This window comes from Mycobacterium sp. NS-7484, assembly GCF_001953975.1.
Lineage (GTDB): Bacteria > Actinomycetota > Actinomycetes > Mycobacteriales > Mycobacteriaceae > Mycobacterium.
In genome coordinates this window covers 1-23,401 of the sequence record NZ_MBEJ01000091.1, presented here as the reverse complement: position 1 = coordinate 23,401, position 23,401 = coordinate 1, and the positions used below count along the sequence as shown (strand labels likewise).

The following is a 23,401-nucleotide window of genomic DNA, read 5'->3' as shown; positions in this document are numbered from 1 at the left end:
TCGACCGCCGTCACCGCAGAAACTCATCGCAGGCTCGCAGCAATCCTGGCGCGGTGTTCAGCTGGTGAGCCGAACAATGACCGGTTGAGCGCGGCCCGCTTGAGGTACACGTGCACGCCGCTCTCCCAGGTGTAGCCGATGCCGCCGTGCAACTGCATGGCCTTGCCGGCCACGTCGACGGCGGTCTCGGTCGCATAGGCCTTGGCCATGGATACCGAGCGCGGCCCCGGGTCGGCGATGGCCGCGCTCACCAGTTGGCGGGCCACCGAGATCCTCACCAGCATGTCGGCGCACGCGTGCTTGACGGCCTGGAACGAGCCGATCGGGCGGCCGAACTGGCGGCGCACGCCGGTGTAAGCCACCGTGGTGTCGAGCATGGCCTGCGCGACACCGAGGCTGTCGCAGGCCACCGCGAGCGCGGCCCGCTCGGTCAGCGTGTGCAGGCCGGCCTCGGCGTCGAACCGCCACACCGAGTCGTCGTCGACGTCGACGCCGTCGGCAGTGACGGTTGCCACGCTTCGGGTCTCGTCGAGCACCGGCTGCTCGGTGACGGTCAGCCCGGGGGTCCCGGCAGCCACGTCCACCAGCACGGTGATACCGTCGGCGTCGCGTGCGGGCAACAACAAGCGCTGGGCACCCATGGCGTCGAGCACAAAGGTGGCCTGGCCGCGCACACGCCCGGCGGCCACCTCGAATGGCACGTCGCCGGCTCCGGACAGCGCGACCGCGGCGCGGGTGGTTCCGGCGACGACCGCCGACAGCAGTGCGTCACGAGATGCGCTTTCCTGCAACGTATTCAACGCACCGATCGCCAGTACCCCGCTGCCGAGGTAGCCCGTGGTCGCGGCGGCTCGGCCCAGTTCTTCGCAGATCACCGCGACCTCGGCGAAGGTGACGCCGGCACCGCCGGCCTCCTCGGGCGCATCCAGACCGACCCAGCCGGCCGAGACCAACAACGGCCAGTCGACACTGTCCTTGGCCAGCAGATCGACGGCCACCGACCGCAATTCGTCATGTAGTTCTGAAAACTGGCTCATCACACCGCACTAGGTTCTCGGGGCAGGCCCAGACCACGCTCACCGATGATGGTGCGCTGGATCTCACTGGCGCCGCCGGGGATGGTCCATTCCCAGGAGCCGATGAAGTCGAGCATCCAGGCGCCGGATTCCCAGCCGCTGGAGGCCGGTTTGGTCAGCACGGTATGGGCGTCCAGGCCACCGATCTCCGCGCCGAATCCCGTCATCCGCTGCAACAGCTCGCTGTAGTACAGCTTGACGATCGAGGCGTCAGCCGGCCCGGCTTTCCCGGCCTCGGTTCGCTCCACCAGATCCCGGCACAGTCCGCGCAGACCGGTCAGTTCGATCTCGAACCGTGCCAATCGGTCTGCCACCACCGGATCATCGATCGGCGCGGTGTCGAGCAACCACCGGAATCCCGCATTGCCCAGCCGCTCGGACAGTTCCAGCATGGTCATACCGCGCTCGGCGCCGAGGGTGGCCTGGGCGACCTGCCAGCCCTTGTTCAGGGGGCCGATGAGGTTGGCGGCCGGGACTGCGACGTCGTTGAGGAAGATCTCGCAGAAGTGCGAATCGCCCACCGCGTTGCGGATCGGCCGCACGTCGATGCCCGGTGTTCGCATGTCCATCAGGAAGTAGGAGATGCCGTGGCGTTTCGGCGCTTCCGCATCGGTGCGGGCCAGCAGCAGACACCAGTCGGCGTGCAGAGCACCGCTGGCCCAGAGCTTCTGGCCGTTGACGATGAAGTTCTCCCCATTGGCCTTGGCAGTGGTGCGCAGCGCGGCCAGATCCGATCCGGCCTCCGGCTCGGAGAAGCCCTGCACCCAGATCTCGCCGTCGAGGATGGCGGGCAGGTGCTTTTTGCGTTGCTCGTCGGTGCCGGCCGCCAACAGAGTGGACGCGGCGTGGTGAATGCCGACGAAGGCCAGGACGAGTCGGGGTGCATCGTGGGCGGCCAGTTCCTGGTACAGCACGATCTGTTCGGGCACACTCATGCCGCCGCCCCACTCGGCGGGCCAGTGCGGCACGGCATATCCGGCGGTGTGCAGTTCGGCGAACCACCACTTCTGGAAGGCCACGAACTCGTCGGCGTCGACGCCGGTCTGCTTGGCGCGCCAGTCTTTCGGGACGTGCGCGGCGCACCAGTCTTTGACGGTGGCCCGGAACTCGTCGAGATCGGTCATGAGAACAGCCCGGTGAGTCCGCGTCGACCCAGCCGCGCGGTCAGCGTGTCGCGGGTCTTCGACACCCCGAAGGGCAAGCGGCGCAACGGCTGGCTGTAGCGCGACAGCCAGGACAATGTGGTCTCGTCGCAGAAGCCGACGGCTCCGTGCAACTGATGGCACACCCGGAACACCACCTCTGCGGCCTCGATCGCGGCCAGCCGCAACGCCAACGCGTCGTTGATCGCCTCGTCGGGCCCGTGGGTGGCCAGGCTCCACAAGGCGTATTTCGCGAGCATCTCGACTCCGCTGCGCTCCACCTCGGCATCGGTGAGCTGGAACTGCACCCCCTGGAAGGCCGACAGTGGTTGGCCGAACTGCTTGCGCAGGCTGACGTGGGCGACGGTCAGGTCGATGGCCCGGTCCAGCATGCCCAGCAGCGTCCATGACGGCAGTACCAGGGCCAGCGCCACATCATCGAGGCCATCAGAATCGAGCGCGGCCAGCTCCAGCGCCGTGGCGAACGACGGTCCCGAAGCGGCGATGTGGGTCACCGTGCTGCGTTGCCCGTCCAATGTCACAGTGGCCCACCGGTTGTCGAGTCCATGCAGCGCGGCCTCGGGCACGTCGGCATCGATGACGACGAGTCCGTCGACCTCCACGCCCGCCGGTCGTGCCAACCGCTCGGCCACGGGGTACGGCAGCGCCCAATAGCCCGCGCTGCGGCACACCGCCGCCGCGGCCTCCAATGAGTCGGCGTCACCGCGGGGTTCGAGTTCGAAGACCCCCAGGCCCTCCAGCACAGGCACGACGAGTCCGGCGCGGGTATCGGGCTTGGCGTCGGCCTGTGCCAACAACTGATCGCCACCGGCGGCCTCGAAAGCCTTGAGCGCCTGGCGGCCATACTCCTTGGCGTCCTCGCCGAGATCGAGAATCATCGTCGTCACGCCTTCCCGGCCAGCATGGTCCGCGACAAGAGGATGCGCTGCATCTCGATGCTGCCCGAGGACACCGTCGACGCCTGCGAGTACCGCCAGTGGTCTTCGACCTCGGCGCGGAAGTAGTCAGCGCTTTCGGTACCGCGCGGGATCGCCGCGACAATCTCCATGAGCACCTCGGCGCTCTCCTGGTCCAACCGTGTCACCGCAATCCGATATGCCGCGGAGTCACCGGGATTCACCCGACCGGTGGCCTGCATCGACACCACCCGGTAGGCCATCAGCCGGGCGCGGCGGCAGTGGGTGAGCATCCGGGTCCACCGGCCGCGCAACTCGGCGGGCAGCTGCTCCCACGTGTCGCCGAGCACCTCGGGTGCGGCCTGCAACAGCCGTTCACACCGTGCGTACCGGGCAATGCCGACGCGCTCGAAGGACACCACGTCCTGCACGATCGACCAGCCCTGGTCCACGGTTCCGAGCACGTCGGCCTCGGTGACCTTGAGGTCGTCGAAGAACACCTCGTTGAGATGGTGCGGACCCATCATGGTGCGGATCGGACGCACCGTGATCCCCGGGGAGTCCATCGGTACCAGGAAGATCGTCATGCCCTGTTGCTTTTTCTGGGTTGCGCCTTCTCCCACCTTGGAAGTCCGGGCCAACAGGAAGATCCACTGTGCCATGGTGGCGTAGGACGTCCAGATCTTCTGACCGTTGACCCGCCAGCCGTCGTCCTCTCGGCGCGCGTAGGTCCGCAGTGAGGCCAGGTCCGAACCGGACTCCGGCTCGGAAAACCCTTGACACCAGATCACTTCGCCATTGGCGATCGGCGGCAGATGTTTGCGCTGCTGTTCTTCGGTGCCGTGGCGCATGATGATCGGCCCCACCCAGTTGACACCCATGTACTGCGCGCCGCGCGGCTCGTGGTGGGCCCACATCTCCTCGCGGACCACGGTCTGCTCCCACACCGAGGCATCCCCGCCGCCGAACTCCTTCGGCCACGACATGCACAGCAGATGCTTCTGCGCCAGGGTGCGGCAGAACTGTTGAGCCACCGCCAGATCGGCGGGATCATCGGTGAACGCCCCGAGAAAATCTGCGGGCACCTCGTCGGCGATCAGCATACGCAGTTCACCGCGTAACGTGTCGGCCGCCTCACCAAAATCGAAATCCACTCCTGACCTTCCTATCGCGGCCCGAGCTCGGCCAGCACCTCGTCGGTGTCGGCGCCCAGTTCCGGTGCGTACCCGGCGATTCGGCCGGGCGTGCGGGAGAACCACGTCGGCACCCCGGGCATCCGCACCCGGCCGTGCGGCGTGTCGACGGTTTCGAACAACCCGACCGCGTTGAGGTGCTCGTTCTCGAACAGGGCGTCGGGGGTGAGCATCGGCGCGGCCGGAATCTCCAACTCCGCGAACAGATCCAACCATTCGGGGGTGGTGCGCTCCTTGAGCGTCTGCGCCAACAGCCCGTAGACCGTGTCGATCTGGCGAGCCCGCTGTTCGAGGGTGTCGTACGCCGGGTTGTTCCAACTCGGTTGCACCCGGTCAATGAACGCATTCCAGTGCTTGTCGTTGTAGATCAGGGCGGCGATGTGGCCGTCCTTGGTCTCGTACGGCCGGCGGTTGGGGGTGACCGCCCGCGGGTAGACCGCAGGCCCGAGCGGGGGGTCGAACATGGCGCCGTTGGCATGTTCGACCAGCATGAAGGAGGCCATGGTCTCGAACATGCTGACCTCGACCTCCTGGCCCTCACCGGTGCGCTCGCGGTGGAACAGCGCCATGGTGGTGGCGTAGAGCGCGGTCAGTCCGGCCACCTTGTCGGCCATGATCGTGCCGACGTAGGAGGCCTCCCCGGTCAATTGCTGTTGCACGGCGGGCAATCCGCACTCGGCTTGGATGGTGTCGTCGTAGGCGGGCCGGTCGGCGTCCGGACCACGACGGCCGTAGCCGTAGCAATTGGTGTAGACGATGCCCGGATTGATCGCGGCCACCTCGTCGTAACCGAAACCGAGCTTGGTGATGGCCTTGGCCCGCATCGAGTGGATGAAGACGTCGGCGTCGGCGATCAGGGCCCGCAAGGTCTCCTTGCCCGCGTCCGACCGCAGATCCAGCACCACGCTGCGCTTGCCGCGGTTGACGTTGACGAACACCCCGCTCATACCGGGCGCCGGGCCCACCGAGATGTAGCGGGTGTTGTCCCCCGCCGGGGTTTCGACCTTGATGACGTCGGCGCCCATGTCGGCCATGATCTGTGTGCAGTACGGACCCATCACCATGGCGGTGAGGTCGACGACCCGAACACCGTGCAGTGGACCGGTTGTCATGACGCCGCCTTACTGAAGCTGTAGCGGATGTGGTCGGCATGCCCGTCGGGAACCACCGGGAAGATCACCGGCGCGCAGAGGTCACGGATACCGTCCATCTGCTTCCCGACCTCCTCGACGGTCCACGACGGCTGGTATACCCCCGGCGACTCCGCGATCGCCGCCCGCGCGATGCGCCCCGCGATCGCCACGAAATATTCTCCGGTGACCGAACAGGATTCGTGGGCCAACCACCCGACGGTCGGGGCCACCAGGTCCGCACCCATCGGCGGGTACGCCGAGGTGTCCAAGCCCTCGGCCATCCGGGTCACCGCACCCGGCACGATCGCGTTGCACAGCACCCCGTCGGCGGCACCTTCCAGTGCCACCACATTGCACAGCCCGAGGATGCCGGCCTTGGCCGCGGCATAGTTGGCCACCTCATGGTTGCCGTAGAGCCCACCGATCGAGCTCGTCAGCACCACCCGGCCGTACCCGGCGTCGCACATCAGCGGAAACGCCGGGCGCACAACGTGGAATGCACCGCGCAGGTGCACGTCGAGAACGGCTTCGAAATCGTCGTAGCTCATCTCCTTCAGCGAGCCACGGCGCACCGTGCCGGCGTTGTGGATCAGGATGTCGAGCCGGCCGAAGTGGTCGACGGCTTTGCCGATGATCGCCTGGCCACCTTCGGGTGTGGCCACCGAATCGGTGACCGCGACGGCTTCGCCACCCGCCGTGATGATTTCATCGACCACCTGCTGCGCCGGGGTGGTGTCGGTACCGTCTCCGGTGAGGCTGCCGCCGGGGTCGTTGACGACGACCTTCGCCCCGCGCGATGCCAGCAGCAGCGCGTATTCCCGGCCCAGTCCCCGTCCGGCGCCGGTGATGACGGCGACGCGATCGTCGAATCTGAGAGTGCTCAAGCGAAGGGCTCCTCGCCCTCGAGCTTGGTGCGCTGCAACAGCCGGCCCGATGCGGGGTCATACGGTGTGGCCCGGTGCATGGTTCCGGTGTTGTCCCAGATCACCAGGTCGCCGACCGTCCACTTGTGGCGGTAGGTGAAGTCCGGCTGAGTGGCCCAATCCCGCAGTCGCACCAGCAGTTCGGCGCTCTTCTTGAAGTCCACAGCGGTGATGTGGCGCGCGGTGGCGCCGAGCACCAACGACTTGCGGCCGGACTGATGCGTCCACACGAGCGGCAGTTCCCGGTCGCCGATGGCCATCATGCGCCGCAGCGTCTTGGTGTCGGGTTCGGGGTCGTAGTAGAACAACGTGTTCCACGCTGAGTGCATCACCCGCAGGCCCTCGATCTCGGCCTTGTCCTGATCCGACAGCGCGTCATAGGCGGCGTAGGTGTTGCAGAACTCGGTGTCTCCCTCGTCGGGGTTGCCCAGCGCCACGCTCTGCAGCAATGAGGCGAGGATCGGGACCTCGTTCATGGTCCCGTCGATATGCCAGTACAGCGACCCTTTGAGGTAGTCCGCCTGCTTGTTGACCTCGGTGTCCAGGGACACCTTGTAGAGCTTCTCGCCCTGGTGTTCGGGGGCGAAGGTGCCCAGCGTTTCGGTGAAGGCGATCTGCTCGTCATCGGTGAACCCGATCTGCGGGAACACCAGTACCCCACGCTGTTCGAGGAGTTCCCGAATGGCGCCGGCATGATCGCCGGAGAGCAGCGTGGCCTTGTCGGCCCGGATCTCGGTTCCGATGTGGGGCTTGATATCCCGGGTTTGCAGAGCAGTCGAGGTCGTCATGAGGTGAGCTCCAGACCCTCCAGGTCACCCTTGTCCCGCCATTCGGCAATCAGCTCGTCGAAGGCGTAGAAACCGGGCGAGTAGAAATCGCCGAGGAAGGCACCGTTACGTTCCGCTCCCCCGCGGCCCTCGTTGTTGTAATAGCCTGGCGTGCAGGACAGTTCGAACGCCGAGTTGTCGATCGAGAGTTCGCGGACCGTGGAGACCCAGGCGTCCTGGCCTTCCTGGGTGGGTTCGACCGTGGTGGCCCCGCGGTTTTGTGCCTCGGCGATGAGGTAGGCGATGTGCTTGGCCTGCTGTTCGAACATCGCCGTGGTGTTGGCCGACACGCCGCCCTGGATGAAGCCCATGAAGAACTGGTTGGGGAATCCACGGCTGGTCATGCCGTGCAGGGTCTTGTAGTCGTTCTGCCAGTAGTCGAACAACGACAACCCGTCGCGGCCCACGATGTTCTCGATCGCGAACCGACGGCTGATCTCGGTGGAGATCTCGAAACCGCTCGCGAAGATCACGCAGTCGACTTCGTATTCAACACCGTCGGCGACGATGCCCGTCTCCGTCAGCCGCTCCACACCCTTGGAGGCCGACACGTCGACGAGCGTCACGTTGGGCCGGTTGAAGGTCTCCAGGTAGTGCTCGCTGGACGTCGGCCGCTTGCACATGAAGCGGTAGTACGGCTTGAGTGCCTCGGCCGTCTCGGGATCCTTGACGATCTCGGCAACATGGCGGCGCAGCCGCTCCATGATCTTGAAGTCCTCTTCCTCGCGGAAGGCCATGATCTGCTCGATGGTCACTTCTGCGGGGTTCTCCGTGGCCGCGATCCGGGCGGTCAGGTTGCGGCCGAGCTCGGTCCAGAAGTCACAGACCAGGTCTGGTTCACCGAACACCACGCCGACGAACGGCGACCAGTTGTGGAAGTTGCGCTTGCGTTCCTCCTGCCAACCCGGCTGCAACGATGCGGCCCATTCTGGATCGGTGGGCGGGTTCGTGCGCGCATCGACCGACGACGGGGTGCGCTGGAAGACGAACAGCTCCTTGGCGTCTCGGCCCAGGTGCGGTACCAGTTGGATACCGGTGGCGCCGGTGCCGACGAGTGCGACGCGCTTGTCGGCCAGTTTGTACAGGCCACCGTCGGCGTCACCGCCGGTGTAGTCGTAATCCCAACGGGCGGAGTGGAACACGTGACCCTTGAAGTCCTTGATGCCCGGGATGCCTGGGAGCTTGGGCCGGTTGTAGGAGCCTTGAGCCATGACCACGAACCGGGCCCGGATCTCGTCGCCCCGGTCGGTGTGGATCTGCCAGCGCTGAATCGCGTCGTCCCAACGCAGTTCACGCACCTGCGTGGAAAAGAGGGCACCGTCGTACAGCCCGAAGTGTTTGCCGATGTTGCGGCAGTGCTGAAGGATCTCGGCGCCGTCGGCGAACTTCTTGCTCGGCATGAAGTCGAGTTCTTCGAGCAATGGGATGTAGCAGTACGCGTCGTTGTCGCACTGGATTCCCGGAAAGCGGTTCCAGTACCACACCCCGCCGAAATCGCCGGCCATCTCGATGACCCGGATTCCTTCGACACCGGCCTTCTTCAGGTAGGCCCCGGCAAGCAGGCCGGCGAAGCCGCCGCCGAGGATGACCACGTCGGCGTCTTCGACGATCGGATCCCGCTCGGTCACCGTGGTGTACGGGTCGACCTCGTAGAACTCGGCGTATTCACCTTCCAGTTCCAGGTATTGATCCCCGCCCTCGGGCCGGAGCCGCTTGGCCCGCTCGGCGGCGTACTTCTCCCGGATCGCATCGATGTCGATGTCGGTGGGGACGTCAGTGGGACCGCACGGTTGGTTCATGCGTTGGCCTTTTCGGGGAGCGCACCCGGATGCAGCGGGGCTTCCATCTCGTGCACCGCGGGCAGCACCTCGGCGGCGAACAACTTGGTGGACTCCATGGCCTTCTCATACGGCATGGTGCCGAACTGCGGAACGATGGTGACCTCGCAGAACGAGCAGGCCTCCTGCGCGGCCTTGAGCTTTTCGAACACCGTCTCGGGGGTTCCGATCAACAGGTTCGAGGCGTGGTATCCGGGCGGGCCGCCCTTCTTCTGGTTGCCCACCTCGGAGGCCAGCACGGCGGTCGCGCTGGCCTCGCGGGCGGCGTAGGCCTCATAGCCCTTGACGCCCTTGAAGTTCGAGGCGTCGGCGAAACCGTAGTGCACGTTGACGTCGCGGTTGGCGGTCCAAATCCACTCTTCGGTCTGGGCGACCTCGTCTTCGGAGCCCACGCAGTACATGAACATCACGTTCTTGGGCTGACACGGGCCCAGGCCCTCTTCGGCGCGGAAGGTGTTGACCTTGCGGACCTCTTCGCCGGCATCGGTGATCGGCTTGTTGCCCACGAACAACGGCACCATGCCGCGCCGGGACAGGATCTCCAGTGACTCGGCAGTCGAGGACGAGCTGTAGATGCGGTCGAACAGGTCGGTGCTGATCGGTTCCGGCCGCAGCGACATCTCCGGGAAGCTGAAGATCTTGCCCTCGTAGGAGAACCGCTCACCCGAGAAGGCCAGCTTGAGGATGTCCAGCGTCTCGTTGAACCGGTCGCGGCTCTCTTCGCGCGGCACCCCGACCGCAGCGAACTCACCCTTCGACACCCCACGGCCCAGGCCGATCGTGGTGTAGCGACCGTTGGAGACGATGTCGAGGTAGGCGATCTGGGTGGCCAACCGGATCGGGTTCCACCACGGCACCACCGCCACGAACGTGCCGAGGCTGACCCGCTCGGTGCGGCCGGCGAAGTAGGTCAGGGCCTGAATCGGGTTGGGCGTCATGCCATATGGCGTGCCGTGATGCTCGGGGAACCAGATACCGTCGAAGCCCAGCGGCTCGGCGAGATCGCCGAGGGCCAGCGCGGCCTGCACGCACTTGTAGTCCGGCGTGGCCGGCGGGGTGCTGAAGTTCCCGGCGAGCACGCGCTCCCAGTCCTGGGAGTTCTGCGCTCCGGTACCCAGATTGACCTTCATGTTGTCTCCTTACTCGGCGATTTGGGTGCGTCTGGTAACGCTGAGCGTTACTGGATGCACCCAAATCACTGGATGTCTCGGGGCTCTCCGGTGCCCATGTACTTGGAAAGTTGGTAGTGCAGGTTGACTGTGCTGCGTTCGCGGTAGGGATTCGGCAGAGTTCCCGGGAAGCCCGCGGATTTCATCCCCTGTTGCACTGCGGCCATGTTCGAGAAATCCTGCGGCAGCACCGACAACCAGTTCGGGGAGTCCTTCGGGGTGTAGGCCCACTCGGTCTGCGGCTCTTCACCTTTGGGATACAGCTCGAAGACCGCGACCTCGAAGATGCACTTGTCCGGGTTGTAGCTCGGATCGGGGCGGGCGCTGTAGCAGAGCGCACTGGTCAGGCCCTGTCCCACTTGGAAGTTCGGGAAGATCTGCCAGGCCGTGCCGCTCTGTCCCAGGATGTCCGGCGGGATGGTCGGCCAGATCACGCCGCGTGCCTCGTCGTCACGACGGGCCGACGCGAGCCAGTGCTGCAGCACCTCGTCGGCCGGAGTTCCCTCGGGCAGTTCGTCGACCAGGCGCTTGGCGGCGTTCACCAGGGTGTTCGTCGTCGTCGCGTTGGTCTCTTCCATGGTGTAGACCTGCATCTCGGCGGTCGAGATGCGCGGATCACCGGTTCCCAGGCGGATCTTGGACTTGGTCTCGTCCAGACCCTTCGGCGCGTCGTAGCCGATGTTGCTGTGCTTGCCCTGCGCCTTCGCCCAGCCCTTGAACTCGCCGAACTGGTTGAACTCCGGATGCGTGGTGAACACGTGGTAGGTCTCGTTGAAGGCCTCCATCGCGACCTTCCAGTTGCAGTCGAAGTACAACCACTTGCGCCACTTGTAGCGCATGTTCTCCAGCCCGAACGGGTCGAGGATCTTGGCCGCCGGGTACAGGTAGTCGATCAACGGCTCGCAGTGCGGGTCCATGTTGATGAACAGCCAGCCGCCCCACGTGTCCACCTGTACGGGCGCCAGATGTGTGTTGGCCGCGGTGAGTTTGCCCTGCCAGTCGTCCTGTTCGCGGATGTGCGTGCAGGCGCCGTCGAGGCCGTAGGTCCAGCCGTGGAACCCGCAGACGAAGGATTTCCGGGCCCGGCCGGTCGCGTTCTTGGCCCCCTCGGGGTTGTCAATGAGCTTGCGCCCGCGGTGCATGCAGACGTTGTGGTGCGCGGCAAAGGTGTTCGCGCCGGTGCGCACGATGATGATCGAGTCGTCGAGAATGTCGTAGGTGAGGTAGTTGCCGACCTCCGGAATCTCCTCGACCCGGCCGACCTGCTGCCACACCTTGCGCCACAGTCGATCCCGTTCCGCGCGTGCGTAATCCGGGCTGATGTAAGCCTCGACCGGGATGGTCATCGGCTCCGACAGGTCCTCGGCGATGATCCCCGTCGAGTCATCCGGTTCGGCGTCGACCTCCAGCGCGGCGTCGAGATGTGATTCGGTATGGGCCATTAGATCCTCCTGATGGCTTCGCGGAAGGATTCGTCCTTGAGGAACAGCGAGGTGTTGTCCCCGCCGAGGTGGGTCCACCGCAGGTTGAGACCGCCGTCGACGAGGATCGTCTGGCCAGTGATGTAGCTCGACAGATCGGAGAGCAGAAACAGGATCGCTTTGGCCTGCTCCTCGGGAGTGCCGCGCCGGCCCATCGCGATCGCCCGCTGGTCGCGCTCCGGGTCGGCGTCGACATACGTTGCCGAGGCGGCGGTTTCGGTCACCCCGGGAGCGACGGCGTTGACCCGGATACCCTCGGGCGCCAGTTCCACCGCCATGGTCCGGGTGGCTGCCACGATCGCAGCTTTCGCCGTGCCATAGGCGATGTGGTAGGGCGCGGTGTTCATTCCACTGATCGAGGACACCGACACGATGGAGCCCGGATTACCTTGGGCCCGAATCTCACCCGCAACGGCCTGGCTCATGAAGAACATGGTTTCCAGATTCGCGGTGAACAGCTCGCGCCAGTCGGCCCGAGAGACCCGGGTGGCCGGCATCCAAGTCGACGGTGCGGCGCCGCCGGCGACGTTGACCAGACCGTACAACTGCCCGTCCGCCCGGCGCGCCGCGTCAAGCACGGTGGCGATGCCCTCGTCGGTGGACGCGTCGGCCGCCACCGTCACCACGTTCAAGCCCTTGTCGGCCAGCGGGGCGACGTGGGTGTCGAGGTTGTCCTGCGAGCGGCTCACCGCCACCACGGTGGCGCCGGCCTCGGCCGCCATGCGCGTGACGGTGGTGCCGATGCCGCCGCCACCGGCGCCCGACACCACCACGACCCGGCCGTCCAGGTTCACTGAACCATCCATGCGCGCGGCCCTATTTGTCCGGACAATAAATAGCGATCTTCATATTGGAGAACACTATTCCCCAGGGCTTATTCAGCCGTCAAGGCCTGATCTTGGTCGATGGGCAGCTATTGTCTGGACTACAGCAAGTTGCTAACGTCCGAGGTCATGAGCGCCACTTCGGTATCTGACGCCAGGTACACCGCAAACCCGACCGCAGCCGGGGACTGGACGTTGGAGCAGGTCACCGCTGCCAGCCGCTTGTTCGGCGCGAACGGCCTGCGCACTGGACCCGACGGACGTATCTACGTCGCCCAGGTGACCGGCAGCCAGATCAGCGCCCTGGACCTGGCCACCGGACGGCTCGAGACCGTCAGCGCCAAGGGCGGCGACATCATCGCCCCCGATGACGTCGCCTTCGACGCCGACGGCAACCTCTATGCCACCGAGGTGATGGACGGCCGGGTCAGTGTCCGCGCCACCGACGGCACCACCCGCGTGCTGCGCGACGACATTCCCTCGGCCAACGGCATCACCTTCCACGCGGGCCGGCTGTTCGTCGGCGAATGCCGCGAGGGTGGCCGGCTCATGGAGTTCGACCTGGCCGGCGGCGCCCCGCGGGTCCTGCTGGAGAACGTGCCCTCCCCCAATGCGATGGAGGTGGGCCCCGACGGACTCCTCTATTTCCCAGTGATGGGGGCCAACGAGATCTGGCGCATCGATCCCGATGGGGGCACGCCCGAGGTGGTCGCCGCCGGACTCGGGGTTCCCGACTCGGTGAAGTTCGACGCCGACGGCCACCTCATCTCGACGCAGGTCGCCAGCGGTCAGGTGCTGCGCATCGACCCGCGCAACGGGGAGCAGACGCTGCTGGCGCAACTGAGTCCCGGCCTGGACAACTGCACGTTCGCCGACGGGCGCCTGTTCGTCTCCAACTTCACCGGTGAGATCACCGAGATCTTGCCGGAGGGCAGCCGGGCCCTGCTGCCGGGCGGGCTGAACTGGCCGCTGGACCTGACCGTCGGGACCGATGGCCACCTGTATGTCGCCGACGGCACCTACTTCTACCGCGTCGGGCCCGACGGGGCACTGCAGACCGTCGCGATGCTGTTCTCCCCCGGCTATCCCGGCTTCCTGCGCGGGGTGATCTCTTCGGGCCCAGGAGAATTCATCGTCACCACGGCAGCCGATACCGTGGCCCGATTCCGGCCGGACGGTGTCGACGGCGAGGTGAGCGACGTGTTGGCCGGCGGTATCGACCAGCCCTACGGCGTGGCGCAGGCTCCCGACGGCTCGGTGCTGGTGGTCGAACAAGGTGCCGGACGGCTTCTTTCGGTACGCGACGGGGTTGTCGACGTGCTGGCGTCCGGGCTGGACACGCCGGTGGATGTGACGCTCGGGCCCGACGGCGCCCCGCTGGTGTCGGTCGCGAGTGCGGTGGTCCGGGTACAAGGTGGATCGGCCGAGCCGCTGGTCGACGGATTGCACACCCCGCACGGCATCCTGGTGCGTGACGGCGCGCTCTACATCGTCGACTCCGGCAGCAAAGAGGTCATCGAGTACGACCTCGACACCGCCACGCGTACGACGATCGCCACCGGGTTGCCGGTCGGACCCCCGCCCGGGGTGACTCCCAAGCCGCTGAAGGGCATGCCACCGTTCTCCGGACCGCAGGGCCCGTTTGCCGGAATCACCGCGGGACCTGGTGGCACGCTGTATGTTTCCGGCGACGGGGACGGCAGCGTGCTGGCGCTGCGTCGGGGTTGAGCATGACACTCACCCCCACCGAACACCGCTACCTCCAGGTGGCGCGCACCCTGCGCAAGGAGATCGTCGACGGGGTGTACCCGGTGGGCTCGCAGTTGCCCACCGAGCACGAGTTGTGTGAACGCTTCGAGGTCAGCCGCTACACCGTGCGCGAAGCACTGCGTCGGTTGCGAGACGACAACCTGGTCACTTCGCGGCCGCGGGCCGGGACCACGGTGGCACCGCGAGCCGCCACCAATACCTATGCCCAGGACGTGGTTTCGATCAACGACCTGCTGGCCTTCGCCACCGGTGCACAGTTCACCATCGAGTCCAACGCCATGGTGACGATCGACGCCGAACTGGCCGACCGCACCGGGCTCCCGCTCGGTGAACAATGGTTGGCGGTGCGGGGCTACCGGCAGGCCGACGACGACACCGCCCCGGTGTGCCGCACCGAGTACTACATCAACCGCAGTTTCGCCGCCGTCGGCCGACTGTTGCAGCGACACTCCGGTCCGATCTTTCCCTTGATCGAGGACCTGTTCGGGGTGAGCATCATCGAGGTGCATCAGGTGATTTCCGCGATCTCGGCGACCCCCGAACTGGCCGCCATCCTGAAGGTTGCGCCGGGCAGTGCCGCCCTGCAGATGCAGCGGACCTACACCACCTCCGACGGCGAGGTCGCTCAGGTGACCGTCAACACCCACCCGTCGGACCGGTTCCGGCACGCCATGACGATGCGCCGGGTCAAAGGCTGATGCGACACGATCAAGTCCGCGCGGAGGACGCCTACGCCCGCGGGCTCTGGGTTTCCACCACCTTGGCCGATGCGCTGGCCGGCGCGGCGCGGGATACCCCGGACCGGGCACTTGTCGTCGACGGTGAGATCACCCTGACCGCCGGTGAATTGCATTCTCGGGCCCGCGCTCTCGCGCTGCGCCTGGCCGAGTGGATGCCGCCGGGCAGCGTGGTGTCGTTCATGCTGCCCAACTGGCATGAGGCCGCGATCATCTACCTGGGCGCCACGCTGGCCGGCATGGTGGTCAACCCGATCCTGCCCTCACTGCGTGACCGCGAGCTGAGCTTCATCCTCGCCGACGCGCAGAGCCGGGCGATCTTCATCCCCGCCGGATTCGGCAGCCACGACTACGCCGCCATGCTGACCCGGGTCTGTGCACAGTTGGACACCCCACCGGAGGTGGTGGTGCTGCGCGGAGATCCCGGGCCACACCGGGCATTCGAGACGCTGGGCGAGGCCGCCGAGGGCGAGCTGCCGGTCCTCGACCCCGACGCCGTCCGGATGATCATGTACACCTCGGGCACTACCGGGCGACCCAAAGGCGTGCTGCACAGCCACAACTCGATCCACGCGTTGATCCGCCAGCTCGGCCAGCATTGGATGGTGGACCCCGGCGACACGTTCCTGGTGCCCTCGCCCATCGCCCACATCGGCGGTTCCATCTACGCCTTCGAATGTCCGTTGCTGTTGGGCAGCACCGCGGTGCTGATGCAGCGCTGGAACGCCGAGGACGGCGCGGCACTGATGTCCTCGCACGGGTGTACCCACATGGCTGGGGCGACACCGTTTCTGGAGCAGCTCCTCGGCGCCGCCGAACGGGCAGGCACCCGACTGCCCGACCTCAAGGTGTTCATCTGTGGTGGTGCCTCGGTGCCACCGTCGCTGATCCGGCGGGCGTCGTCGTATTTCGAGCGGGCCGTGGTCAGCCGAGTGTACGGCTCGACCGAGGTACCGGTGACGACCGTCGGCTCACTGGCACCCGGTGATGTCGAGCATGCCGCCGAGACCGACGGCCGACCGGGCTTCGCCGAGATCCGGCTCGTGTCCGGTGAGGTGCGAGCGCGCGGGCCGCAAATGCTGCTGGGCTATCTGCACCCCGACGATGACATCGAATCCTTCGACGAGAACGGCTTTTTCCGCACCGGTGACCTCGGCCGTTGGATCGACGGCGACTATCTGCAGGTGACCGGGCGGGCCAAGGACCTGATCATCCGCAACGGCGAGAACATCTCTCCCAAGGAAGTCGAGGACATCCTGATCGGCACGCTCGGGATCGCGGAGATCGCCGTCGTCGGCCTGCCCGACGAACGCACCGGCGAGCGCGCCTGCGCGGTGCTGGTGACCGCCGACGGGCACCGGCCCGATGTTGCCGACCTGGGCCGGGTGCTGGCCGAGCACGGGCTGGCCCGGTTCAAAGCCCCGGAGCGGGTGGAGATCTGGGATGCCCTACCGAAGAACGATGCGGGCAAAGTCTTGAAGCACCACATCCGAGCGACGCTGGAGGGTTGACCAGTCATGCAGGTTGCGATCGTCACCGGGGCCAGCAGCGGCATCGGATTCGGCTGTGCCACCACGCTTGCCGCGGCGGGGATGGCCGTCGTCGGCGCCGGCCGGGATGCGGACCGGCTCGCCGAACTGGAGCGTGCGATCGGTGATCCGGACCGGGTGCAGACCGTCACGGCCGACCTGACCGCCGACGACGGCCCGGCTCGGGTGGTCGAGGCCGCCGTGCAGCGCTGGGGGCACGTCGACTTCCTGATCAACAACGCCGGTATCGGCAGCCCCAAGCCGTTGCACGAGACCGACGACGAAACCCTGGATTACTTCCTGGGGATCATGCTGCGGGCACCGTTCCGGCTGGCCCGAGATGTTCTGCCGCACATGGGTCCGGGTTCGGCGATCATCAACGTCACCTCCACGTTCGCCGTCGTCGGCGGCTTGCGCGGCGGGGCCTACTCGGCCGCCAAGGGTGGTTTGACGGCGCTGACCACCCACATCGCGTGCCAGTACGGCGCGCAGGGCATCCGGTGCAATGCGGTGGCCCCTGGCGTCACGGTCACGCCGATGGTCGAGCACCGGTTGGAGAACGAAGGGTTCCGCAAGATGCAGACCGAGATGACGCCGCACACCCGGCTGGGGCGGGTGGAGGACATCGCCGCCACGGTGGCGTTCCTGTGCTCGGAGGGCGGCAGTTTCATCAACGGCCAGACCATCGTCGTCGACGGTGGGTGGAGCTCGACGAAGTACCTGTCCGATTTCGCGCTGAACTCGCAATGGATTGCCCGATGAACGTTTTCGCGGTTCTCGACCAGGCCGCCGCGCGTTTCGGCGACCACGGTGCGGTGTTCCTCGGTGAGCGCCAGGTGCATACCTGGGGCCAGCTGCGCGACCGGACACTGCGGTTGGCCACCGCACTGAAGTCTCTCGGTGACCGCGGCACCCGGATCGCCGTCGCCAGCGAGAACCGGCCCGAGATCGTCGAGTTGATGTTTGCGATCTGGGCCGCCGAGTGCGTGTTCGTGCCGATCAACTACAAGCTGCACCCGCGCGAGATGGCCGACATCGTCGCGGATTCGGGCGCCAGTCAGGTGTTCGCCTCGGCCAAGATCGCGGCCGGGCTGGAGTTGGACATCCCGGTCGAGACGATCGGTGGGCCGGACTACGGCCGGTGGTTCGACTCTGCCCCTGGCGTCGCCCCGACCACCGACCCCGGTGCCCTGGCCTGGCTGTTCTACACCAGCGGCACCACCGGAAAGTCCAAGGGTGCCATGCTGTCCCATCGCAACCTGATGGCGATGACGGTGTCCCACCTGGCCGATTTCGACGACCCCGACGAGAACTGCAGCCTGATCCACGGCGCCCCGATGTCGCACGGCTCGGGCCTGTACATCCCGCCGTATGTGTTGCGTGGTGCCCGCCAGGTGATTCCGGAATCGGCCGCGTTCGAGCCCGACGAGTTTCTCGACCTGTGCGATCACCATCCGGGCAGCAGCGCCTTTCTGGCCCCGACCATGGTGCAACGGCTCATCCAGACCGGTCGGCCACGTCCGGAGAACCTGAAAACCGTTGTCTACGGCGGCGGCCCGATGTATGTCGACAGCCTCAAGAAGGCACTGGCCGCCTACGGCCCGATCTTCGTGCAGCTCTACGGCCAGGGCGAGGCGCCGATGACGATCACCGGGCTGCGCCGCGCGGACCATATTGCGGCTCTGGAAACCGGAGACGACGCGACGCTGGGCTCGGTCGGTTACCCGCGGTCCGGCGTCGAGGTTGCCGTGCTCGGCTCCGGCGGCGTGCCCGCAGCCGTCGGTGAGATCGGCGAAATCGTCTGCCGCGGCGACGTCGTCATGTCCGGCTACTGGAACAACCCCACCGCCACCGCCGCCACCCTCAACGACGGCTGGCTGCACACCGGCGACATGGGCTCCTTCGACGCCCGCGGCTACCTCACCCTGCGCGACCGCTCCAAGGACGTCGTGATCAGCGGGGGCAGCAACATCTATCCCCGCGAGGTCGAGGAAGCCCTGCTCGAACATCCCGACGTCATCGAGGCCGGCGTCGTCGGCGCCCCCGACGCGGACTGGGGCGAAGTCGTCGTCGCATTCGTGGTGGGCGACGTCGACGCCGCGGCCCTCGATGCACATCTGCTGGAACGCATCGCTCGGTTCAAACGGCCCAAACGGTACGAATTCATCGATGCGCTACCGAAGAACAGCTACGGCAAGGTGCTCAAACGGGAACTGCGGGAGCGGTTGAGTTCATAACGCGGTGATTCTGACCGCGATGTTGCCCTGCCGCGGCAAGCCGGTAATGGGGTCATAGTCGACGTCAGTGGGCACCAGTCGGCCGACGTTCGTGCCATGCTCGCGGAAACCGCCGTCTTCACCGGGCATTCCGCCAAACGCATGGTGCATCGCAACGACATCGCGGCGCAGCGTGTCGTCGGACTCGAGAACCGCAGGCACACTGTCATGTCCAGAGGTCACCAGGACCGAGTGGCCGGACTCCAGGCCGAGGTCTGCCACCCTATCCGGGTGCATGTAGACGGGGTTGTACGGCTTTCCGAGATTCAGGGCAGCGAGTCCGGTGCCTGACGAGTTCATGAAGTTCTGGTGACGCCGCGGGATGAGCCGGAACGGAAACTCGGGATCGGTTCGGGCAGTCGTCAGATCTTGGGATCGGACATCCGCCAATTCCGCCAGCATGTAGGCGTTTCCGACGTCGAGCCGCGCGGTGCAGTCGGGATCACGTTCCTGAACGACCGCGTCGACGTCGAAGATCTTGCCGTGCGGATGGCGGCGCACCTCATCGAACGGGATACGCGACGTCGCGCACATCTGCGCGAAGAGTTCCTCGGTGGCGAGTTCGGTGTTGCCGTTCATCTGCAGCACGATCGGCGGCGACTCCATGAACTTGCCACCGCCACCGCCGAAGAAGTTCACGAACCACAGTTCGAGATCCATTCGTTTGGCCAGTCCGAGGAAAAACTTCCACTCTTCGATGAGGTCGGAATCGGGCGGCGGGGCGACCACGCGCGGCACGTATTGCCCATAAGGAGCCGGTATTCCAGTGCCGCTGGTGTAGTACTTGATGAGCTCGCTGCCCATCGTCATCGCCGGTGTTTCCATCTGCATCATCGGCGCGATGACGTAGTCCGCCAGCCGCGAGGTCAATGACATCTCGGTGTCAAGAGTGACCAGCAGTTCCAAACTCTCGAGCGCTCGATGGGTCTTGCGCTGATCCGGCCAGGCCGCCATCGGGTTTCCGCCGATGCAGATCAACGCCTTCACCTGCCCTTCGCCCTCGAGCAGGATCTCGTCGGCGAGCGCCGCCGTCGGCATCCCGCACACCGCGTCGGTCAGGCCACGGACGCGCAACTGCTCGCCGTATCCCCAACCCTCGTAGGGCGGATGAGGCTGGGCCTTGGCTGTGAATGCCGGCAGCAGCGTGTTGGGCCGCGTCACCCGCTCACCGGCACGTTGCCAGCGGCCGCAGATGGTCGTCAGGCAGAGGCAGAGGTATTCCAGCAGGTTCCCGTGCATCGCGAAGTTCGCGCCCGTGCCGGCGTTGACCATTCCCGGCCGGGTGCCATAGGTGGCGAAAAGACGTGCTGCGTCGATCAACTGGTCTTCTGGGACGTCGGCGCGTTCGGCTACGTACGCGGGGGTGAATCCCGCGACGAGTTCCGCGAGCTGTTCGAATCCGTCGACATTTTCTTCAAGGAACGCCGGGTCGTGCCACTGTTCGCGGATGACGATGTTGATGATTCCAGCCAGGATCGTCACATCTTCGCCGGGACGGGGCTGCAGGTGTATGGCCGCACGGGCCGCCGTCTGGGATCGGCGCGGATCGATCACGATGAGCTTCATGCCGCGTTCGATCGCCGCCCGCAGATTCTGCGACGGGTTCTGCCCCGGTATGCCGATGGCCTTGGACACCAATGGGTTCGTCCCGATCAGCATCCAGCTGTCGGCCTCGTGGAAGTCGATGTCGCCGCCGAGCCAGTGACCATGCGCGGCCAGGGCGATCTGCTTGCCCGGCTGGTCGATGGTGTTGGCGGTGAAGAACATCGGCGACTCGATCGCCCGCATGAAGGCGTTGCCCATCAAGGCGGACGCGGGATAGGGAAGCCCGTTCGTGCCGAGATACATCGCCACCGACCGCGGACCGTGCGTGGCAATCAGCTCCTGCAGCCTCGCGGCGATCTCGTCCATCGCGTGCTCGGACCCGATCTCGGCATAGCCGCCGTCGGGTTGCCGCTTCCGGCTGCGCAGGAGCCGGTCCGGGTTGTTGTGGATCTCGGGCAGCGCGCGGCCCTTGATGCAGGTGTACCCCTTGAACATGGGGTTGTCCGGGTCGCCCGTGACCTTGGTCAACCGCCCGTCGGTGACGGTTGCCAGGACGCCGCAGTGGGCCGAGCAGATCCGGCAGATACCGGTATGCGTGGTCGTCTGTGGCATGAATCCTCACTTCCGCGGCCGAGGCAGTCAGCCCGCTTGCCATAGATGCTAAGCGACTGCACAGCAAGCGCGAGGCGGAATCCAGAGCTCAGCGACTCACCACATCAACCCGCGGATCAATGCCGTCGGTGGGATGTCCTCGGCGGCAATCAATCCCGCGGGGGCCTGACACACCCAGTCGATCGCATTGACCACCCGGGCCGCCGTGGAGAGGCAGCCGGCATCGGTCACGTCGAGCACCGGATGGGACAGCTGCGTGCTCACCTCGATCCGGGGCTCGCCTTCCACGATCACCGTGTGGATCCCGGACTGGCCCTCGGGCGGGTACTCCCAGTCCGGGGCGGCCGCCGGCGTGAGCCGGGTGGTGTGTTCGACGGTGATGATCGGGATACCGCCGCGCAGGCCTTCGGCGGCAAAGCGCACCCCGGCCAATTGCCCGGGCTGAACGGTCATCATCGTGCATTCGATGCGTTCGGTGGCATACCACGGCTCGAAACGGTCACGGACTTCGTCGAGTTCCACCCCGAGCCGGTCGGCGAGATTGCGAACGAGGCCGCCGAACATCGCCGTGATCACCCCGGGCTGGAAGGCCATCGGCAGATCGTCGTCCGGCGTGGTGCCGAAACCCATGGCGGTGCCGGTGTATTCGTAATCGTCGTAGTTGCCGTAGTCGAAGATCTCCTTGACCGTCACCGATTCGGCCCGCGCGACCAGACTGAGCGCGGCGTACACCGCGGTGTCCCCCGAGTAACCCGGATCGATGCCGTTGACATAGAGCGAGGAGTCCCCAGCCGCGCACGCCTCCTCCAGCGGCACCCGCAACCAGTCGTCGGCCTGGCGCGGGGTCACCAACCACACCATCGAGGTCCCGACGACGTTGATCCCGGCGCGCAGGAACCGCGACATCTGCTCGATGGCCTCCATCGGCCGCGTCTCCCCCAACGCCGTGTACACCACGCAATCGGGACCCAGAGCGATGAGCGCGTCGATGTCGTCGGTCGCGATCACGCCGGTCGGCTCATCGAGCCCACACAGCTCGGCGGCGTCGCGCCCGATCTTGTCCGGACCGGACGCATGCACACCGACCAGCTTCAGATCGGGCCTGCCGATGATCGCCCTCAGTGAGTGTCGTCCGACGTTTCCGGTGGAGAACTGCACCACTCTGCGCATCCTGACAACCTATATCGCTGACTTCAATCAGTTAACAAATAGGTCCGGACGCAGCGCGAACAGACGCAAACCCACGTGTTTTCCCTGGATAGGGGCGCGGTTTTGCGTCTGCTCGCGGGAGGAATTACGCCGAGGGCGCGTAGAGGGCCTTGAACTTGTTCAGCGACTGCTGGATGTCGCCCTTGAGCGCGGCGGCCACCACCATGCCGATCGGCCCGAACAGGGCCGGCCCGCCGAGGTGCACGTCGAAGGACACCGTCGCACCGTCGGCGCCATCGACCTGGGCCGGCTTGATCTTGCCGATCAGCTTGACCTTGACCCCGCCCCGGCCGTCACCGTTGAGCGTCAGGGACTGCGGCGGTTTGTAGTTGACCAGCGTCCACTTCACCCGGTTCAACATGCCCTTGACCTCGACGATCGAGTCGATCACCGTGCCCTTTTCCAGGGTCTCGGGCAACTTCGAGCGCCAGGCCCGGTGGATGCTGAGCCATTCGTCGTACCGGGACAGATCAGAGGCGTACTCCCACGCCTTCTCCGGTGGCAACGGAACATCAACGGAGACAGACAACTTGGCCATGGGTTACTGCTGCGGATCTGCCTTGTTGATGGCGTTCTTGGCAGCTTCCTGCGCCTTGTCGACGGCGCCGGAATACTTGCCCTGCGTCTTCTCGTCGACGATGTCACCGGCCTTGTCGATGGCCTGCTCGACCTTGTCGGCATTCTGCGACAGCAGGTCTTTGGCCTTGTCCAGGAATCCCATCAGCCCACCCTATCGTCGTGCCAGTTATCTCCACAACCGCCGCTTCTCGCCCAGCACCAGGCCCTGCACCCACCACAGCACCTCGATCAAAGAGGCCCCGATCAGGCCGATACCCAGCGCGATCGCGGTGACCTTGAGATTCGACGGATCCAACATGAACAGGCGCTGCGCCAGCGGCAAACTGAAGATCAGCACATACGCCAGCGCCGAACACGCCACCAGGATCACGCGCCACCATTCGTAGGGCCGCGCCACCACCGACAGCACCCACAGCGAGGACACCAGCAGCGTGATCAGCGCCGCCGTGGAGGCCTGCGTCTGCTCCGCCGCGCTGGCCGCACGCCCCTGGTAGGCCACCAGGTACGAGATGAACGTGACGGTGCCGACCACCAGGCCCGAGGGCAGCGCGGCGGTCATCACCCGGCGCACGAACCCCGTGTGGGCCCGTTCGTTGTTCGGGGCCAGCGACAAGATGAACG

At 66.1% G+C, this 23,401-nt stretch carries 21 protein-coding genes; 5 read left to right on the top strand and 16 right to left on the bottom strand.

Annotated features, from left to right (window positions below; translation table 11 throughout):
- Positions 1-23: 23 nt before the first annotated feature.
- The 11 genes from A5733_RS16525 to A5733_RS16475 form a co-directional block, all read right to left on the bottom strand.
- Positions 24-1,037, bottom strand: a complete 1,014-nt coding sequence (locus A5733_RS16525) for an acyl-CoA dehydrogenase family protein (RefSeq protein ID WP_076240888.1) — start codon at positions 1,035-1,037, stop codon at positions 24-26.
- Positions 1,037-2,200, bottom strand: a complete 1,164-nt coding sequence (locus A5733_RS16520) for an acyl-CoA dehydrogenase family protein (protein WP_076240887.1) — start codon at positions 2,198-2,200, stop codon at positions 1,037-1,039. Before A5733_RS16520 ends, A5733_RS16525 begins: the two co-directional genes overlap by 1 nt.
- Positions 2,197-3,117, bottom strand: coding sequence for an acyl-CoA dehydrogenase family protein (locus tag A5733_RS16515; protein WP_076240944.1), 921 nt, complete (start codon positions 3,115-3,117; stop codon positions 2,197-2,199). Before A5733_RS16515 ends, A5733_RS16520 begins: the two co-directional genes overlap by 4 nt.
- 5 nt (positions 3,118-3,122) lie before the next feature.
- On the bottom strand, positions 3,123-4,289 hold the full coding sequence (locus A5733_RS16510) for an acyl-CoA dehydrogenase family protein (RefSeq protein WP_076240886.1): 1,167 nt from the start codon (positions 4,287-4,289) through the stop codon (positions 3,123-3,125).
- An 11-nt stretch (positions 4,290-4,300) separates the two neighbouring features.
- Entirely contained in the window at positions 4,301-5,440 is a 1,140-nt protein-coding gene (locus A5733_RS16505) for a CaiB/BaiF CoA-transferase family protein (protein WP_076240885.1), read from the bottom strand.
- Positions 5,437-6,345 carry an SDR family NAD(P)-dependent oxidoreductase gene (locus tag A5733_RS16500; RefSeq protein ID WP_076240884.1) on the bottom strand — a complete coding sequence of 303 codons (909 nt, stop codon included), beginning with the start codon at positions 6,343-6,345 and terminating at the stop codon, positions 5,437-5,439. The genes A5733_RS16505 and A5733_RS16500 overlap by 4 nt, the downstream gene beginning before the upstream one ends.
- Positions 6,342-7,172 carry a TauD/TfdA family dioxygenase gene (locus A5733_RS16495; protein ID WP_076240883.1) on the bottom strand — a complete coding sequence of 277 codons (831 nt, stop codon included), beginning with the start codon at positions 7,170-7,172 and terminating at the stop codon, positions 6,342-6,344. The genes A5733_RS16500 and A5733_RS16495 overlap by 4 nt, the downstream gene beginning before the upstream one ends.
- Positions 7,169-9,010, bottom strand: a complete 1,842-nt coding sequence (locus A5733_RS16490; RefSeq protein WP_076240882.1) for an NAD(P)/FAD-dependent oxidoreductase — start codon at positions 9,008-9,010, stop codon at positions 7,169-7,171. The genes A5733_RS16495 and A5733_RS16490 overlap by 4 nt, the downstream gene beginning before the upstream one ends.
- The gene (locus A5733_RS16485; RefSeq protein ID WP_076240881.1) at positions 9,007-10,179 is read right to left on the bottom strand and encodes an LLM class flavin-dependent oxidoreductase; all 1,173 of its coding nucleotides are present in this window, start codon (positions 10,177-10,179) and stop codon (positions 9,007-9,009) included. The genes A5733_RS16490 and A5733_RS16485 overlap by 4 nt, the downstream gene beginning before the upstream one ends.
- A gap of 65 nt (positions 10,180-10,244) precedes the next feature.
- Entirely contained in the window at positions 10,245-11,660 is a 1,416-nt protein-coding gene (locus A5733_RS16480) for an SRPBCC family protein (protein ID WP_076240880.1), read from the bottom strand.
- Positions 11,660-12,505 carry an SDR family NAD(P)-dependent oxidoreductase gene (locus tag A5733_RS16475; protein WP_067771042.1) on the bottom strand — a complete coding sequence of 282 codons (846 nt, stop codon included), beginning with the start codon at positions 12,503-12,505 and terminating at the stop codon, positions 11,660-11,662. The genes A5733_RS16480 and A5733_RS16475 overlap by 1 nt, the downstream gene beginning before the upstream one ends.
- Before the next feature lie 147 nt (positions 12,506-12,652).
- On the opposite strand from A5733_RS16475, the gene A5733_RS16470 reads away from it, so the two are divergent.
- The 5 genes from A5733_RS16470 to A5733_RS16450 are packed head-to-tail and all read left to right on the top strand — an operon-like array spanning position 12,653 to position 18,796.
- Entirely contained in the window at positions 12,653-14,251 is a 1,599-nt protein-coding gene (locus A5733_RS16470; protein WP_076240943.1) for an SMP-30/gluconolactonase/LRE family protein, read from the top strand.
- A 2-nt stretch (positions 14,252-14,253) separates the two neighbouring features.
- A complete protein-coding gene (locus A5733_RS16465; protein WP_076240879.1) occupies positions 14,254-14,991 on the top strand; it encodes a GntR family transcriptional regulator in 738 nt (245 codons plus the stop codon).
- On the top strand, positions 14,991-16,541 hold the full coding sequence (locus A5733_RS16460) for an AMP-binding protein (protein ID WP_076240878.1): 1,551 nt from the start codon (positions 14,991-14,993) through the stop codon (positions 16,539-16,541). The genes A5733_RS16465 and A5733_RS16460 overlap by 1 nt, the downstream gene beginning before the upstream one ends.
- A 6-nt stretch (positions 16,542-16,547) precedes the next feature.
- Positions 16,548-17,321 (top strand): SDR family NAD(P)-dependent oxidoreductase, encoded by a 774-nt coding sequence (locus A5733_RS16455; protein WP_067771037.1) that lies wholly within the window; start codon positions 16,548-16,550, stop codon positions 17,319-17,321.
- Positions 17,318-18,796 carry a long-chain fatty acid--CoA ligase gene (locus A5733_RS16450; RefSeq protein ID WP_076240877.1) on the top strand — a complete coding sequence of 493 codons (1,479 nt, stop codon included), beginning with the start codon at positions 17,318-17,320 and terminating at the stop codon, positions 18,794-18,796. The genes A5733_RS16455 and A5733_RS16450 overlap by 4 nt, the downstream gene beginning before the upstream one ends.
- Here A5733_RS16450 and A5733_RS16445 read toward each other — a convergent pair.
- The 5 genes from A5733_RS16445 to A5733_RS16425 form a co-directional block, all read right to left on the bottom strand.
- Entirely contained in the window at positions 18,791-20,992 is a 2,202-nt protein-coding gene (locus A5733_RS16445) for a molybdopterin-dependent oxidoreductase (protein WP_076240876.1), read from the bottom strand. The genes A5733_RS16450 and A5733_RS16445 overlap by 6 nt on opposite strands.
- Before the next feature lie 96 nt (positions 20,993-21,088).
- The gene (locus A5733_RS16440) at positions 21,089-22,162 is read right to left on the bottom strand and encodes a dihydrodipicolinate reductase (protein ID WP_076240875.1); all 1,074 of its coding nucleotides are present in this window, start codon (positions 22,160-22,162) and stop codon (positions 21,089-21,091) included.
- A 124-nt stretch (positions 22,163-22,286) separates the two neighbouring features.
- A complete protein-coding gene (locus A5733_RS16435; RefSeq protein WP_067771033.1) occupies positions 22,287-22,739 on the bottom strand; it encodes an SRPBCC family protein in 453 nt (150 codons plus the stop codon).
- 3 nt (positions 22,740-22,742) lie between these two features.
- A complete protein-coding gene (locus tag A5733_RS16430; RefSeq protein ID WP_067771032.1) occupies positions 22,743-22,922 on the bottom strand; it encodes an antitoxin in 180 nt (59 codons plus the stop codon).
- Positions 22,923-22,946: 24 nt separating this feature from the next.
- A partial coding sequence (locus A5733_RS16425; RefSeq protein ID WP_198938838.1) for a cation transporting ATPase C-terminal domain-containing protein occupies positions 22,947-23,401 on the bottom strand: 455 nt, incomplete at its 5' end.